Genomic DNA, 13,030 nt, shown 5'->3' on the forward strand with positions numbered 1-13,030 from the left:
ACCGCACCAGCGCCTCGGCGTCGGCCGCGCGGGAGACGCCGGCGGCCACCGCGAGGGCCTTGCCGCCCTGCTCCTCGATCAGCCGGACGGTCTCCGCGAGGGGGTCAAGTACGGCTCAGGCAGCCCGCACCTGGTACGCGGCGATCCGCACCGACTCGTCGTCCAGGCACTGCCCGTCGGCCAGATCGAAGCGCTGCTTCAGCAGCGGCGACGCCACGAACGGGCGGCCCTGGTGGGTGCCGGTAAGGCCGCGGGAGAGGACGGCCGCGCCGGTGAACGGGTCGCGGTTGTCGACGGCGTACAGCCGGTCCGCGCGGTCGCGGAAGACGGCCACCTGTCGGCCGTCCGGCAGCAGCGCCGCCACCCCGCGGCCCGGGACCAGCATGCTCAGGTCGCAGACCGTGAACCAGCCGTCCGCCAGCTGCAGCTGGACCTTCAGATCGGTCGTCTCGAGAGCCAGGGTCATCGCTGGGCGCTTCCTTCCAGGACGTCGTCGGCGGGCCGCAGGCCGATGTTCAGCAGCGGCAGGTCGGGCTTGATCTGGTCGCGCTCCGGGACGAAGGAGACGACCGGGTCCGGGGTGTCGGGTGCGTTCACGAAGGACACGAACCGGGCGAGCTTCTCGGGGTCGCCCACGGTCTCCGCCCACTCGTCGCGGTAGTGCGCGACGTGCTCCCGCATCAGCTTCTCCAGCTCGTCGCAGATGCCGAGCGAGTCGTGCACCACCACGTCCCGCACGTGCTCCAGGCCGCCCGGGATGCGCTCCAGCCAGGTGCTGGTGCGCTCCAGCCGGTCGGCGGTGCGGATGTAGAACATCAGGAACCGGTCGATCAGCCGGACCAGTTCGGCGTCGGACAGGTCCTGGGCGAGGAGGTCGGCGTGGCGCGGGGTGGCGCCGCCGTTGCCGCCGACGTACAGGTTCCAGCCGTTCGCGGTGGCGATCACGCCGAAGTCCTTCGACTGGGCCTCCGCGCACTCGCGCTGGCAGCCGGAGACCGCCGACTTCAGCTTGTGCGGGGACCTCAGGCCCCGGTAGCGCAGCTCCAGGTCGATCGCCATCCGGACCGAGTCCTGCACACCGTAGCGGCACCAGGTGGAGCCCACGCAGGACTTCACCGTGCGCAGCGACTTGCCGTAGGCGTGCCCCGACTCGAAGCCGGCGTCCACCAGCCGGGCCCAGATCAGCGGCAGCTGCTCCACCCGGGCGCCGAACATGTCGATCCGCTGGCCGCCGGTGATCTTCGTGTAGAGGCCGAAGTCCCGGGCGATCTCACCGATCACGATCAGCTTCTCGGGCGCGATCTCCCCGCCGGGGATGCGCGGCACGACCGAGTAGGAGCCGTTCTTCTGGAGGTTGGCGAGGAAGTGGTCGTTGGTGTCCTGGAGCGCGGCCTGCTCGCCGTCCAGGACATAGCCGCTCGCGCCGATCGAGGGGGCGAGCGAGGCGATGATCGAGCCGACCGTCGGCTTGCACACCTCGCAGCCCTCCCCGCCCCGGGCGGCCTCACGGCCGTAGCGGTCCAGCAGCTCCTGGTACGAGGTGAGGCGCAGCGCGAGGACGATCTCGTACAGCTCCTCGCGGGTCTGCGCGAAGCAGCCGCACAGGCCCTTGTCGACCTCGACGCCGGACGCCTCCAGCTCCGCGGTGACCAGCTGGCCCAGCACCTTCACGCAACTGCCGCACCCCGTACCGGCCTTGGTGCACTTCTTCACCTCGGGCACCGTCACGCACTGGTGCTCGGTGACCGCGCCGCGGATCGTGCCCTTGCTGACGTTGTGGCAGGAGCAGATGATCGCGTCGTCCGGAAGGGCGGACGGGCCGAGCTGGGCCCCCGAGCCGGCTCCTTCGGGCAGGACGAGCGACTCGGGGGAGACGGGGGGCACCGAGCCGGTGAGCGCGCGCAGCGTGCCGTACGCCTCCGCGTCACCGACCAGGATGCCGCCGAGCAGCGTGCCGTCAGAGCCGATGACCAGCTTCTTGTACACCCCGGCGCGGGAGTCGGAGTAGACGACGTCCAGGCAGTCGGCGGTGGCGCCGTGGGCGTCGCCGAAGGAGGCCACGTCGACGCCGAGCAGCTTCAGCTTGGTGGACAGGTCGGCGCCGGTGAACGTCAACTGTTCAGCCTCGTCCGCGGCGATCGTCGCGGCCGCGGTCTCCGCCTGCTCGTAGCCGGGGGCGACCAGGCCGTACACCCGGCCGTCCGCCGCCAGCGCGCACTCGCCGATCGCGAACACCTGCGGGTCGGTGACCGTACGGCACTGCTCGTCGACCGTGATGCCGCCGCGCTCGCCGACCGCCAGGCCGCAGTCCCGGGCCAGCTGGTCGCGGGGGCGCACGCCGGCGCTGAACACCACCAGGTCGGTGGCGAGTTCGGAGCCGTCGGACAGCTTCATGCCGGTGACGGCCCCGGAGGCGTCCGTCACGATCTCCTGGGTGCCCACGCCGGTGTGCACGGTCAGGCCCATGCCCTCGATGGTCCGCAGCAGCGCCGCGCCACCGCCCTCGTCCACCTGCACCGGCATCAGGCGCGGCGCGAACTCCACGATGTGGGCGTTGAGCCCGAGGCCCTTCAGCGCGCCGGCCGCCTCCAGTCCGAGCAGGCCGCCGCCGACCACGGCACCCGTGGAGGCGGTCTTCGCGTACTCCTCGATCGCGAGGAGGTCCTCGATCGTGCGGTAGACGAAACAGCCGGTGGCGTCCTTGTTCGGCACCGGCGGCACGAACGGGTAGGAGCCGGTGGCCAGGACGAGGGCGTCGTAGTCGACGGTGAGTCCCGAGCGGGCGGTGACCTTGCGCGCCTCCCGGTCGATGTGCTCCGCCGGGTCGCCCACGTGCAGCTCGATGCCGTGGTCCTTGATGAACTCCATGTCGGTCATGGAGAGGTCCTCCGGCGTCTTGCCGGAGAAGTACGAGGTCAGCTGGACGCGGTCGTAGGCGGGACGCGGCTCCTCGCACAGCACGACCACGCGGTGCGTGGCGGTCAGGCCGCGCTCGGCGAGCGCTTCGAGGAAGCGCTGGCCGACCATGCCATGGCCGACGAGCACGATCGTGGGGGTGGCCCCCAGGGTGGCGGTCATTCAGGAGCCTCCATCGTTGGTGAGCAGGTGGAGCAGAGGGCCGCCGTCGGAGGGGAGCGGCTCTGCTCCCTCCCAGGCGCGGGCCAGCGCGCCGACGGTGCCGAGTTCCCCGACCAGGACCCCGCCGACCAGGCGGTCGTCGCGGACGACGACCTTGCGGTAGGTGCCGCGGGTGGCGTCGGTGAGCCGCACCACGTCGTCGCCGGGGCGCGGCTCGGTCTCGCCGAAGGCGGCGAGGTCGAAGGGGGAGCCCGGCCCGGTGAGCGTCAGCCGGGTCAGGGAACGGGTGCCCGTGTAGCGGGCGGTGGTGTCCCGGGCGAGCAGCTCGGCGAGGACGTCGGCCTGTTCCAGGGCGGGAGCGGCCAGGCCGTAGACCGTGCCGTCGTGCTGGGCGCAGTCGCCGATGGCGTGGATGTGCGGGTCGGAGGTGCGCAGCGCGTCGTCGACGAGGATGCCCTTGTGGACGGCGAGACCCGCCTGCTCCGCCAGGCCGGTGCGCGGGCGTACCCCGCAGGCGACCACCACGAGGTCGGCGTCGAGGGCGTAGCCGTCGGCCAGCTCCACGGAGCGGACCGCGCCCGCCACGCAGCGCACGTCCCGCACCCGGCACTCGGTGTGCACCTCGACGCCCAGCTCCCTGAGGTGCCGCAGCACCAGCCGGGAGGCGTCCGGGTCGAGCTGGCGCTCCATGAGCCGCTCGGCCTGCTGGGCGAGGACCACCTGGGCGCCGCGCACGGCGAGCGCCCGGGCCGCGGAGACGCCGAGCAGCCCGCCGCCGATGACGACCGCGCGCACTCCCGGCCGGACCGCCTTGGCCAGCCCCAGGCAGTCGTCCAGCGTACGGAACGCGTGGACGCCCTCGGGGAACTGGTGGTCCGCGGTGAACAGGCCGCGCAGCGGCGGCAGCACCGGGTTGGAGCCGGTGGCCAGGACCAGCGTGTCGTATGCGATCGAGGTGCCGTCGGCGCAGTCGAGGGTCCGGGCGGCCCGGTCGATGCCGGTGACCCGGGTGCGCAGCAGGCCGTCGGGCGCCGGCAGGCCGATCACCTCGGGGGCGTACCGGCCGGCCAGCACCTCGGCGAGCAGCACCCGGTTGTACGGCGGGTGCTCCTCCTCGCCGACGAGCAGTGCGGGGGCGCCCAGCTCGCCGAGCCGCCGGGCGAGCCGTACGCCCGCGAGGCCGGCGCCGATCACCACCACACGCGTATTCGAGGTCATGTCCCGAGCGTGCGGCCCCGACGTTACCCGGCAGCATCACTCCTGTTTCCCGCGAGGAACGCTGCCCTCAGCACCGGCGCGCGGGGGGTGTGAGGGTCCCGTGCGCGCGCCGGGCCGGGCTGTGAGGAGGGGGCGCGGGCGGTGCGGTGGGACGGCGAGTCGCGCGGCCGTCATCGGGGCGGCCCCGCCGCGCACTTCTCCGCGGGCGGCGACCGCACCCGCCCCGGCGCCGAGGGATGCCGCCGCCCTGAGGCACTGACCTCGGCGGAGCCAGCGTCCTTCGGCGGACCGTTCGCCTCAGCGGCTGCCCGTCAGGTGGGCGAACACCACCACGTTGCCCTGGTAGCCGGTCGTGCGCGAGTAGCCGCCGCCGCAGGTGATGACGCGCAGTTCGGGGCGCGGGGCGGCGCCGTAGACCTTGTCGTCGGGGAAGTCGCGGGCCGCGTACACCTCCACCGCGTCCACGGTGAACACGGCCACCGTGCCGTCCCGGCGGTCCACCTCGATGGTGGCGCCCCGCTTCAGCGCGCCCAGGTCGTAGAAGACGGCGGGGCCCTCGGCGTTGTCGACATGGCCGGCGACGATCGCGGTGCCGGTCTCGCCGGGCAGGGTGCCGGCCTCGTACCAGCCGGCGAGGTTCTTCTGCTCGGCCGGCGGCACGTCCAGGCTGCCGGAGCGGGTGAGGGCCAGGCCCATCAGCGGGGCGTTCACGCGGATCGCGGGGATGCGGATGCGGGTGGGCCGGGACGGTGCGAGCGCGGCGGCCGTGTCCCGCCCGCCTCCCGGATCGAGGCGGCCCTCGGCGGCCGTCGGCTGCGGTGGCGTGTGCCGGACGGCACCGCTGCCGAGCAGCCACACCCCCGCACCGAGGGCCACGACGGTGACCGCGGCTATGGCGGTGTCGCCGAGCCTGGTGCTGCTGCGCATGCGAACCCCTCTCCCGGGGGTGGCACCCCCGAACGGGACCCTTGAGGGGACCGGCCCTGGGCCGGTCCCCTCCCCCTCCGGGCCGCGAGGGGCATCGGACCCGGAGGGGGCGGGATGTGCGGTACCGGCGGACGGACAGCGGAGGGTGTCCGTCAGATCCCGTCGCCTCTCGCCCGGCGATGCAGGAGCCAGGTACCGCCCGCGGCGGCGACGGCCAGAGCCGCCACGCCCGCCGCGGTCTGCACGGGGTCGGTGCCGAGTCCGCCACCGACCCCCGTCTTCACGCTTCCTCGCGGCTGCACCTGCTGCGCCGCGCTCAACGCCACGACCACCACCAGGTCGCCCGTCACCTGCCGGTCTCCCTCGGCGCACCGGGCGACGATCTCGTACGTCCCCGGCTGCGCGCTCGGCGGCACCCGGAACTGGCCGATCGCCTCGCCCTCGTGCGCGCTGGGCGCCAGCGTGAAGGTCCCGGCGCCGACCGCGCTCGCGTCCCCGGTCGCCGAGCCCTTGTCCCCGCACGCGGCGGTGTTCACCGTGACCTGCCCTCCCGGTGCCACGGTGGAGGGGTACACGTCCAGGCGGCCGGCGTCCACGGCGTAGGCGGGTGCCGCGGCGGCCACGGCGAGCGCGGTACCGGTCAGCAGACGGGCGGTGCGTCGCATGGTGCTCCCCAGGGCTTGTCCGACTCGTGCCCTACCGAGGTAAGTGGCTCCGCAGCCCGGCCGCTTCCTGAGGATTCGTCAGAAATGCGGTGAACGGGTGTCGCCGGCACCCCCCGCCCGGCCTAGTCCCCGCGGCGTTCCGGCAGGTCACGGGCGTACCCGGGGTCGGCGCGAGACGGTAATACGAAGAGCACACGAATGGAGCGGTGGCGCCGGTGAACGGGTGACGAAAGAAGGCCGGTGCCTGTGCGGCACCGGCCTTCACGGCTGCCGTCGGTCCTCAGGAGGGTGCGAGATCCACCGCCAGAGTCGTGTTGGCGCCCGCGGGGCGCTGCAGAGTGAACTTCTGCGTGTACGACTTGTCGTCGTCACACGTCACCGTGGCCGTGGCGCTCTGTGACTTCGTGGGGACCTTCTTGAGGGTGACCTTGTACTCACCCGCGTCCGTCACGTTCGGGCTCTTGTCCTTGCGCGTCTCCTGCTGCGACTTGATCGACACGGTCGTGGGGGAGCCCCCGTCGGCGCAGTCATCGACGTCCCCCGTGACGGTGACCTTCGGCGAACTGGTGTCGGCCACCGCCTGACTCGCCGCCGTGACCGTGGCCGCGCCGGTCAGGGGAAGTACCGCCGCGAAGGCGAGAATTGCGACACGATTGCGCATGACTTCTCCTAGCATGCAAGGGCATTCCTCTACCACGGTCAGGGTTCGGTCCGGGGTGGTCAAGGGGAACGATTACCCAGGGCGGACGGGGCAGAATTACCCACGGCGAACGCACTGCGGCCGCTCTATTCCCGGCCGGTCAGTCCGTATTCGATCGCCATGCGGGTGAGGTCGGAGCGCCGCCGGGAGCCCGTTTTCTCGCCGATTCGATCGAGGTGTGACCGGACGGTGTGCTTGCTGATGGAGAGTCGACAGGCGATTTCGTGATCGGTCGCGCCGTCGGCGATGTGCCGGAGAATTTCCTGCTCCCGGTCCGTTAAATGCCGGGGTTGTTTCAGCAGGCCGTCGACGGGTGTGGACAGATAATGACGGCCCGAGGCCACCACCCGAATCGCCGTCAGCAATTCCTCCGCCTCGGCCTGGCGGCTCAAAAATCCGCTGGCCCCCGCCCGGATGGCCTGAAGCGGGTCGATCCGCACGGAGGACGCCGTGACGATGACGGCATGCCCTCGCTTCCGCAGCTCCGCCACGGTCGCGGCGAGCTTCGTCAGCGGCTGCTGGAGGTCCATCAGGATCACGTCGGCGCCCCGCAGGGTGCCGTCCGCGCCCTGGAGCGAGGAGGCGTCGGCGACCAGGCGGAGATCGGGAGCGGTGCCGATCAGCTGCGAGACGCCGTGCCGGAACAGGGGGCAGTCCCCGATGACCGCCACCCGCATGAACCCGGCACACACAGGACGTCTCCGATCTTGCCCGAGGGGTCGCCCTCCTCCCCTCAGCCTCGACGGGGCCCGGCCCACCGGCGCGCCGGACTAGGCCGTCCGAGGGGGCACGCGCACCGGACGAGCGGCCGCCCCGGTGTTCCGGGGCGGCCGCCGTCACCCGTCCGCGCAGGCTCAGTTCACGTTGACCGCGCTCCAGGCGGCGGCCACCGCGTTGTACTCGGTGCTGCCCGCACCGTAGAGGTCCTTCGCCGCGTTCAGGGTCGCCGTGCGGGCGCCCTTGTAGTTCGTGGAGGACGTCATGTAGACCGTCAGCGCCCGGTACCAGATCTTGCCGGTCTTCTCCCGGCCGATGCCGGTGACCGTCGAGCCGTTGTAGGTCGGGGAGTCGTAGCTGACGCCGTTGATGGTCTTCGCTCCGCTGCCCTCGGCGAGGAGGTAGGCGAAGTGGTTGGCGACGCCGGAGGAGTAGTGGACGTCCAGGTTCCCGACCGACGAACTCCAGTTGTCCGCCGAGCTGCCGTCCCTGGAGGGCTTGTCCATGAAGCGCAGGGCCGGCTTGCCGAAGCCGGAGCGGACGATCCGCTCGCCGATGAGGTAGTCACCGGTGTCGGACGAGTTGTTCGCGTACCACTCGACCATCGTGCCGAGGATGTCCGAGGTGGCCTCGTTCAGTCCGCCGGACTCGCCCGAGTAGGTCAGCGCGGCGGTCTTGGACGTCACGCCGTGCGTCATCTCGTGCCCGGCGACGTCCAGGGAGACCAGCGGACCGAAGGTGGTGCCGTCCCCGTCGCCGTACGTCATGCAGAAGCAACTGTCGTCCCAGAAGGCGTTGTTGTACTTGCTGCCGTAGTGGACGCGGTTGTACGAGCCCTTGCCGTCGCCGGCGATGCCGCTGCGGCCGTGGATGTTCTTGTAGTAGTCCCAGGTCTCGTCGGTGCCGTACTGGGCGTCGACGGCGGCCGATGCGCGGTCCGCGGTGGCGCCGGTGCCCCAGTGGTTGTCGGCGTCCGTGAACAGGGTCGCGGGGGCCCGGCTGAAGCAGATGCCGAAGAAGCACAGGTCGGTCTTGCCCTCGGCGTCACCGGTGTAGGTGTTGCCCCGCGTCGGGTCCTTCAGCTGGTACGACGAGCCCGACAGGGTCGTCTCCAGCGGCACCGTCCCGCTGTACAGGGACGAGCCGTCGCCGGTGGCCGTCTCGATGCTGTCCCAGGCGTCGATCTGGGCGCCGGTGCGCGCGTCCGTCAGCACGGTGCGGGCGACCGGGTTGCCGAGCGAGTCCAGGCCGGCGGCGTTGGTCCGCCAGGCCAGCTTCGGGCTGCCGTGCAGGGCGTCGACCACCAGCTCCGGCTTGGCCTTGACCTGCTTCAGCCGCTTGCCGAGGTTGGCCGCGCGCAGGGCGTTCAGCGCCAGGTCGGCGGCTTTGGGGGCGGCGATGTCCGGGGTGACGGAGGGTACGGAGATCACCTGCCGGGTGGCGCGGTCGGCGCTGCGGTAGCCGCCGTCCGGCGCCAGGTGGACGACGAAGTCGCCGCCCAGGACGGGGAGTTCGCGGTAGGCGCGGTCGTAGCGGACGTGCTGGGTGCCGTCCTTGTCGACGATCACATCCCGGACACTGGTGTCCTGCGGGGAGGTGAGGCCCAGGGTGGCCGCGTGGGCCAGGAGGGCCGACGCGGCGTTCTCGATCGCGGTGGCCCGGGTCGGTCTGCCGTCGGCGTGGGCGGCGGGGGAGAGGCTGACGGCCAGCAGGGTCGCGGTGGCGACGGCGACACCGGCGGTTGCTGTGCGACGGGTTCCTCGGACGTGCTGCCGTATCCGGCTCATCTGTCTCCTCGGGAAGGCGCCAGGCTAGGCGTGGGGGTGGCGCTGATGTCACCGAGATTTAAGTGGCCCTGACATGTCATGTCCATAGCGTCTTCATGGAGATGTGTGGGGAGCCGGCGAGGGTACAGAATCGTTTCCGTGATCGCCGAGGACCCCCGCCCGCTGCCCTTCTTCGTCTACGGCACGCTCCGCCCCGGCGAGGTGAATCACGACCTGTTCCTCCGCGGCCGCACCCTCGCCGAGGAACCGGGACGCCTCACCGGCGCCGTGCTGTACGACGGCCCCGGCTATCCCTACGCCGTCGAGGAGCCCGGCGGCGAGGTGCGCGGCGAGCTGGTGACCGCCCGGCCGGAGGCCTACCGGGAGCTGCTCGCCGCACTGGACCGGCTGGAGGAGTACGCGCCGGGCGACCCCCGCAACCTCTACGAGCGCGCCGCCCGGGACGTCGTACGCGCCGCCGGCGGCACCGTCCGTGCCTGGGTCTATCTGGCCGCCCCACGCGTCGCCGCCCGGCTGCGCGGCACCGGCACCCGCATCGTTGACGGCGACTGGTTCTCCCGCCGCTGACCCGAGCCCGTCAGCTCAGCAGGGTCAGCCCCTCGGGCACCTCGATGCCGAACTCCTCCGTCACCATGCGCCGCGCCTCGGCCTCGTCCGTCAGCGTGCGCTCGGTCACCGTGCCGTCGGCGCGGGTCTCGGTGAACCGGGCGCCGTCCAGGGCGAGATGTCGCTCGGCGGTGGCCCGCTGGAGATACGGGCGGCGGGTGAACGGAGAGCGCGGGTGGGTGCCGATGAACCAGTTGAACATGCCGAAGTCGGCGGCGGTGAACGGCTCCAGCGTGAACGCGTACTGACCGGCCCACTCCCCGCCCCGGCGGTCGTACGTCTGAAGCTCCCACAGCTCCAGCGGCCCGTCGTGCGGCAGGTGCATCAGCCGGTGCCGGCGCCCGGCGCCCTCGCACTCGGTGCCGGTCACCAGCGGCACCGGCAGCAGCAGCGAACCGGCCGCGCCGAAGCCGACGTCCGCCAGATACGGCTGCGGCTCGCCGGCCACCTCCACCTTGAGCATCGCGTGCGTCCGCGGCCGGCTCTCCGGCGTCTCCGCGCCCACCACCACCCGCGCGGCCAGCGGGGTCACCCGGAAGCCCAGCGCCTCCAGCGCCAGCCGCAGCAGGGTGTTGTGCTCGTAGCAGTAGCCGCCGCGCCGGCCCCGGATCATCTTGGCCATCAGGTCGGCGGGCGCGAGGGAGGGGACCTCGCCCCGCAGCGGGTCCAGGTTCTCGAAGGTCAGCGACAGCGCGTGCGCCAGATGCACACCCCGCAGGGTGGCCAGGTCGGCCCGCCGCTCGCCCTTCCAGCCGATGCGGTCGAGGTAGGCGTCGAGGTCGTACTGTTCGGTGTCGGACATACCCCGAACCTAAGCGAGCCGGGCCGCCAGGGCCGCGTCCCCTGGTCCGAACCCCACTACGCCGATGGCCCTACGACCTCGACCCGGACCGCGCACGACTTGAACTCCGGCATCCGGGACGTCGGATCGAGCGCCGGGTTGGTGAGGGTGTTGGCGCGGCCCTCGCCCGGCCAGTGGAAGGGCATGAAGACGGTGTCCGGGCGGATGGCACTGGTGATCCGGGCCGGCGCCACGGCCCGGCCGCGCCGGGAGACCACCGCGACCGGGTCGCCGTCGGCCGCCCCCAGCCGGGCCGCGAGCCGCGGATGCAGCTCCACGAACGGTCCGGGCGCCGCCGCGTTCAGCTCCGCCACCCGCCGGGTCTGCGCCCCCGACTGGTACTGCGACACCACCCGCCCGGTGGTCAGCAGCAGCGGGTACGCGTCGTCCGGCTCCTCCGCCGTCGCCCGGTACACAACGGGCACGAACCGGGCCCGGCCGTCGGGGGTGGCGAAACGGTCGAGGAAGAGGCGGGGCGTGCCGGGGTGCACGGGGGCCGGGGCGTCGAGGGTGCTGCCGGCGTCCGGGGCCGGGTCGTGGGGCAGGGCGTCGGGAGCGGTGTCGGCGTCCGCCGTCGGGTCGTCGGGCAGGGCGTCCAGGGCCGTGTCCTCGCCGTCGACCGCGGCGGAGCCGGCGCCACCGGCCGCCGCGCCGCTCTCCGTACCCGGCGTCGTGCCACCGCCGGGTGTGCGGCCGGCGGGCCCGCCCACCGCGCCGCTCGCCGTACCCGGCGTCGTGCCGCCGCCCGCGCCGGGCGTCTCGCCGGCGTCCGCACCCGCCACCGTGCCGCCGGCGCGTGCACTCGACGCCTCGCCCACGACCGTGCCCCCGGTGCCCTCCTCGGGCGGGGTTTCCGGGCACGGCCAGAAGACGCCGTTCTCCTCGGCCAGGCGGCGGTAGGTGATGCCCGAGTAGTCGGCGAGGCCGCCCGCGCTCGCGCGGCGCAGTTCGGCGAAGACCTCCTCCGGGTCGGTCGGGAAGCCCTTCTCCACGCCCAGCCGGGCGGCCAGCTCGTGCAGGACGTACAGGTCGCTGCGGACGCCGGGCGGGGGAGCGACCGCCTGGCGGCGCAGCAGCACGCGGCCCTCCAGGCTGGTCGTCGTGCCCGTCTCCTCGGCCCACTGGGTGACCGGCAGCACGACGTCCGCCAGCTCCGCCGTCTCGGAGAGCACGACGTCGGCCACAACCAGGAAGTCCAGCGACCGCAGCCGCTCCTCGACGTGGGCCGCGCGCGGAGCGGACACCACCGGGTTGGAACCCATCAGCAGCAGCGCCCGGACGTCCGTGCCGAGGGCGTCGAGCAGCTCGTACGCGCTGCGCCCGGGACCGGGCAGGCTGTCCGGGTCCACCCCCCACACCCCGGCCACATGGCGGCGCGCCTCCGGGTCGTCCAGCTTGCGGTAGCCGGGCAACTGGTCGGCCTTCTGGCCGTGTTCGCGCCCGCCCTGCCCGTTGCCCTGCCCGGTGAGGCAGCCGTAGCCGGACAGCGGGCGGCCCGCCCGGCCCGTCGCCAGGCACAGGTTGATCCACGCGCCCACCGTGTCCGTGCCCTTGGACTGCTGCTCCGGGCCGCGTGCCGTGAGCACCATCGCCGACTCCGGCTCGCAGAACAGCCGTACCGCTTCACGGAGCTGCGGAACGGACACCCCCGTGATCCGCTCCACGTACTCCGGCCAGTGCGCCATCGCCGCGGCCCGGGCCTCCTCCCAGCCGCTGGTCCGCTCCCGGATGTACTCCTCGTCCGTCCGCCCCTCGGCCACCACCAGGTGCAGCAGGCCGAGGGCGAGGGCGAGATCGGTGCCGGGCCGGGGCGCGAGATGCAGGTCGGCCTGCTCGGCGGTCTTCGTCCGGCGCGGGTCCACGACGATCAGCGTGCCGCCGTTCTCCCGCAGCTCCGTGAAGAAGCGCAGCGACGGCGGCATGGTCTCGGCCAGGTTGGAGCCCACGAGGATCACACAGCCGGTCCGCGGGATGTCCTCCACCGGGAACGGCAGCCCCCGGTCGAGACCGAACGCCTTCATGCCCGCCGCCGCGGCGGACGACATGCAGAACCGGCCGTTGTAGTCGATCTGCGAGGTGCCCAGCACCACCCGAGCGAACTTGCCGAGCGTGTACGCCTTCTCGTTGGTCAGCCCGCCTCCGCCGAACACCCCGAGCGCGTCCGGGCCGTATTGCTCCCGCGTCGCCCCGAGCCGCTCGGCGATCCGGTCCAGCGCCTCGGCCCAGCTCGCCTCCACCAGCCGGCCGCCCTCCCGCACCAGCGGCGCGGTCAGCCGTACCGCCGGAGACAGCACCTGGGCCGCCGTCCGGCCCTTGCCGCACAGCGCGCCCCGGTTGACGGGGAAGTCCGGGCGCTCGGTGACCTCGACGCCCCCCTGGGGCAGGGGCGTGATGTTCATCCCGCACTGCAAGGCGCAGTACGGGCAGTGGGTGGGCGTCGAGGTGTTCTCCATACCGCCCAGCGTGCGTCGGGTGTGTTACGGCCCCGGGT

Annotated in this window: 11 protein-coding genes; 1 reads left to right on the forward strand and 10 read right to left on the reverse strand. The window is 72.9% G+C overall.

The genetic code is table 11. The annotated features are described in order from the left end of the window. Positions 1–115: 115 nt before the first annotated feature. The 8 genes from nirD to ACZ7DL_RS10855 all read right to left on the reverse strand — a co-directional run bounded on the left by nirD (position 116) and on the right by ACZ7DL_RS10855 (position 9,092). Positions 116–466: a nitrite reductase small subunit NirD gene (nirD, locus tag ACZ7DL_RS10820; RefSeq protein ID WP_470773228.1), complete on the reverse strand. Its 351-nt coding sequence runs from the start codon at positions 464–466 to the stop codon at positions 116–118. Beyond that, positions 463–3,078, reverse strand: a complete 2,616-nt coding sequence (gene nirB, locus ACZ7DL_RS10825; protein ID WP_470773229.1) for a nitrite reductase large subunit NirB — start codon at positions 3,076–3,078, stop codon at positions 463–465. Before nirB ends, nirD begins: the two co-directional genes overlap by 4 nt. Then, positions 3,079–4,296, reverse strand: coding sequence for an NAD(P)/FAD-dependent oxidoreductase (locus ACZ7DL_RS10830; RefSeq protein WP_470773230.1), 1,218 nt, complete (start codon positions 4,294–4,296; stop codon positions 3,079–3,081). Positions 4,297–4,593: 297 nt separating this feature from the next. Continuing rightward, entirely contained in the window at positions 4,594–5,223 is a 630-nt protein-coding gene (locus ACZ7DL_RS10835; protein WP_470773231.1) for a class F sortase, read from the reverse strand. Positions 5,224–5,375: 152 nt separating this feature from the next. After that, a complete protein-coding gene (locus ACZ7DL_RS10840; protein WP_470773232.1) occupies positions 5,376–5,888 on the reverse strand; it encodes a hypothetical protein in 513 nt (170 codons plus the stop codon). 280 nt (positions 5,889–6,168) lie between these two features. Then, positions 6,169–6,549: a hypothetical protein gene (locus ACZ7DL_RS10845; protein WP_470773233.1), complete on the reverse strand. Its 381-nt coding sequence runs from the start codon at positions 6,547–6,549 to the stop codon at positions 6,169–6,171. Positions 6,550–6,674: 125 nt separating this feature from the next. After that, positions 6,675–7,265 (reverse strand): LuxR C-terminal-related transcriptional regulator, encoded by a 591-nt coding sequence (locus ACZ7DL_RS10850; protein WP_470773234.1) that lies wholly within the window; start codon positions 7,263–7,265, stop codon positions 6,675–6,677. Positions 7,266–7,442: 177 nt separating this feature from the next. Then, positions 7,443–9,092, reverse strand: a complete 1,650-nt coding sequence (locus ACZ7DL_RS10855) for a M4 family metallopeptidase (protein WP_470773235.1) — start codon at positions 9,090–9,092, stop codon at positions 7,443–7,445. Positions 9,093–9,230: 138 nt separating this feature from the next. Between ACZ7DL_RS10855 and ACZ7DL_RS10860 the strand changes: the two genes are divergently transcribed. Next, positions 9,231–9,659 (forward strand): gamma-glutamylcyclotransferase family protein, encoded by a 429-nt coding sequence (locus ACZ7DL_RS10860; RefSeq protein ID WP_470773237.1) that lies wholly within the window; start codon positions 9,231–9,233, stop codon positions 9,657–9,659. Positions 9,660–9,669: 10 nt separating this feature from the next. On the opposite strand, the gene ACZ7DL_RS10865 is transcribed toward ACZ7DL_RS10860, so the two are convergent. Next, positions 9,670–10,500 carry an arylamine N-acetyltransferase family protein gene (locus tag ACZ7DL_RS10865; protein ID WP_470773238.1) on the reverse strand — a complete coding sequence of 277 codons (831 nt, stop codon included), beginning with the start codon at positions 10,498–10,500 and terminating at the stop codon, positions 9,670–9,672. Between the two features lie 56 nt (positions 10,501–10,556). Continuing rightward, a complete protein-coding gene (locus ACZ7DL_RS10870; protein ID WP_470773239.1) occupies positions 10,557–12,992 on the reverse strand; it encodes a molybdopterin oxidoreductase family protein in 2,436 nt (811 codons plus the stop codon). Positions 12,993–13,030: the final 38 nt, after the last annotated feature.

Source organism: Streptomyces sp. NPDC036984 (genome assembly GCF_055607665.1).

Coding starts and splice junctions, on each gene's coding strand:
- nirD (WP_470773228.1), bottom strand. CDS start 466: ATGACCCTGGCTCTCGAGACGACCGATCTGAAGGTCCAGCTGCAGCTG.
- ACZ7DL_RS10870 (WP_470773239.1), bottom strand. CDS start 12,992: ATGGAGAACACCTCGACGCCCACCCACTGCCCGTACTGCGCCTTGCAG.
- nirB (WP_470773229.1), bottom strand. CDS start 3,078: ATGACCGCCACCCTGGGGGCCACCCCCACGATCGTGCTCGTCGGCCAT.
- ACZ7DL_RS10865 (WP_470773238.1), bottom strand. CDS start 10,500: ATGTCCGACACCGAACAGTACGACCTCGACGCCTACCTCGACCGCATC.
- ACZ7DL_RS10850 (WP_470773234.1), bottom strand. CDS start 7,265: ATGCGGGTGGCGGTCATCGGGGACTGCCCCCTGTTCCGGCACGGCGTC.
- ACZ7DL_RS10845 (WP_470773233.1), bottom strand. CDS start 6,549: ATGCGCAATCGTGTCGCAATTCTCGCCTTCGCGGCGGTACTTCCCCTG.
- ACZ7DL_RS10855 (WP_470773235.1), bottom strand. CDS start 9,092: ATGAGCCGGATACGGCAGCACGTCCGAGGAACCCGTCGCACAGCAACC.
- ACZ7DL_RS10840 (WP_470773232.1), bottom strand. CDS start 5,888: ATGCGACGCACCGCCCGTCTGCTGACCGGTACCGCGCTCGCCGTGGCC.
- ACZ7DL_RS10835 (WP_470773231.1), bottom strand. CDS start 5,223: ATGCGCAGCAGCACCAGGCTCGGCGACACCGCCATAGCCGCGGTCACC.
- ACZ7DL_RS10830 (WP_470773230.1), bottom strand. CDS start 4,296: ATGACCTCGAATACGCGTGTGGTGGTGATCGGCGCCGGCCTCGCGGGC.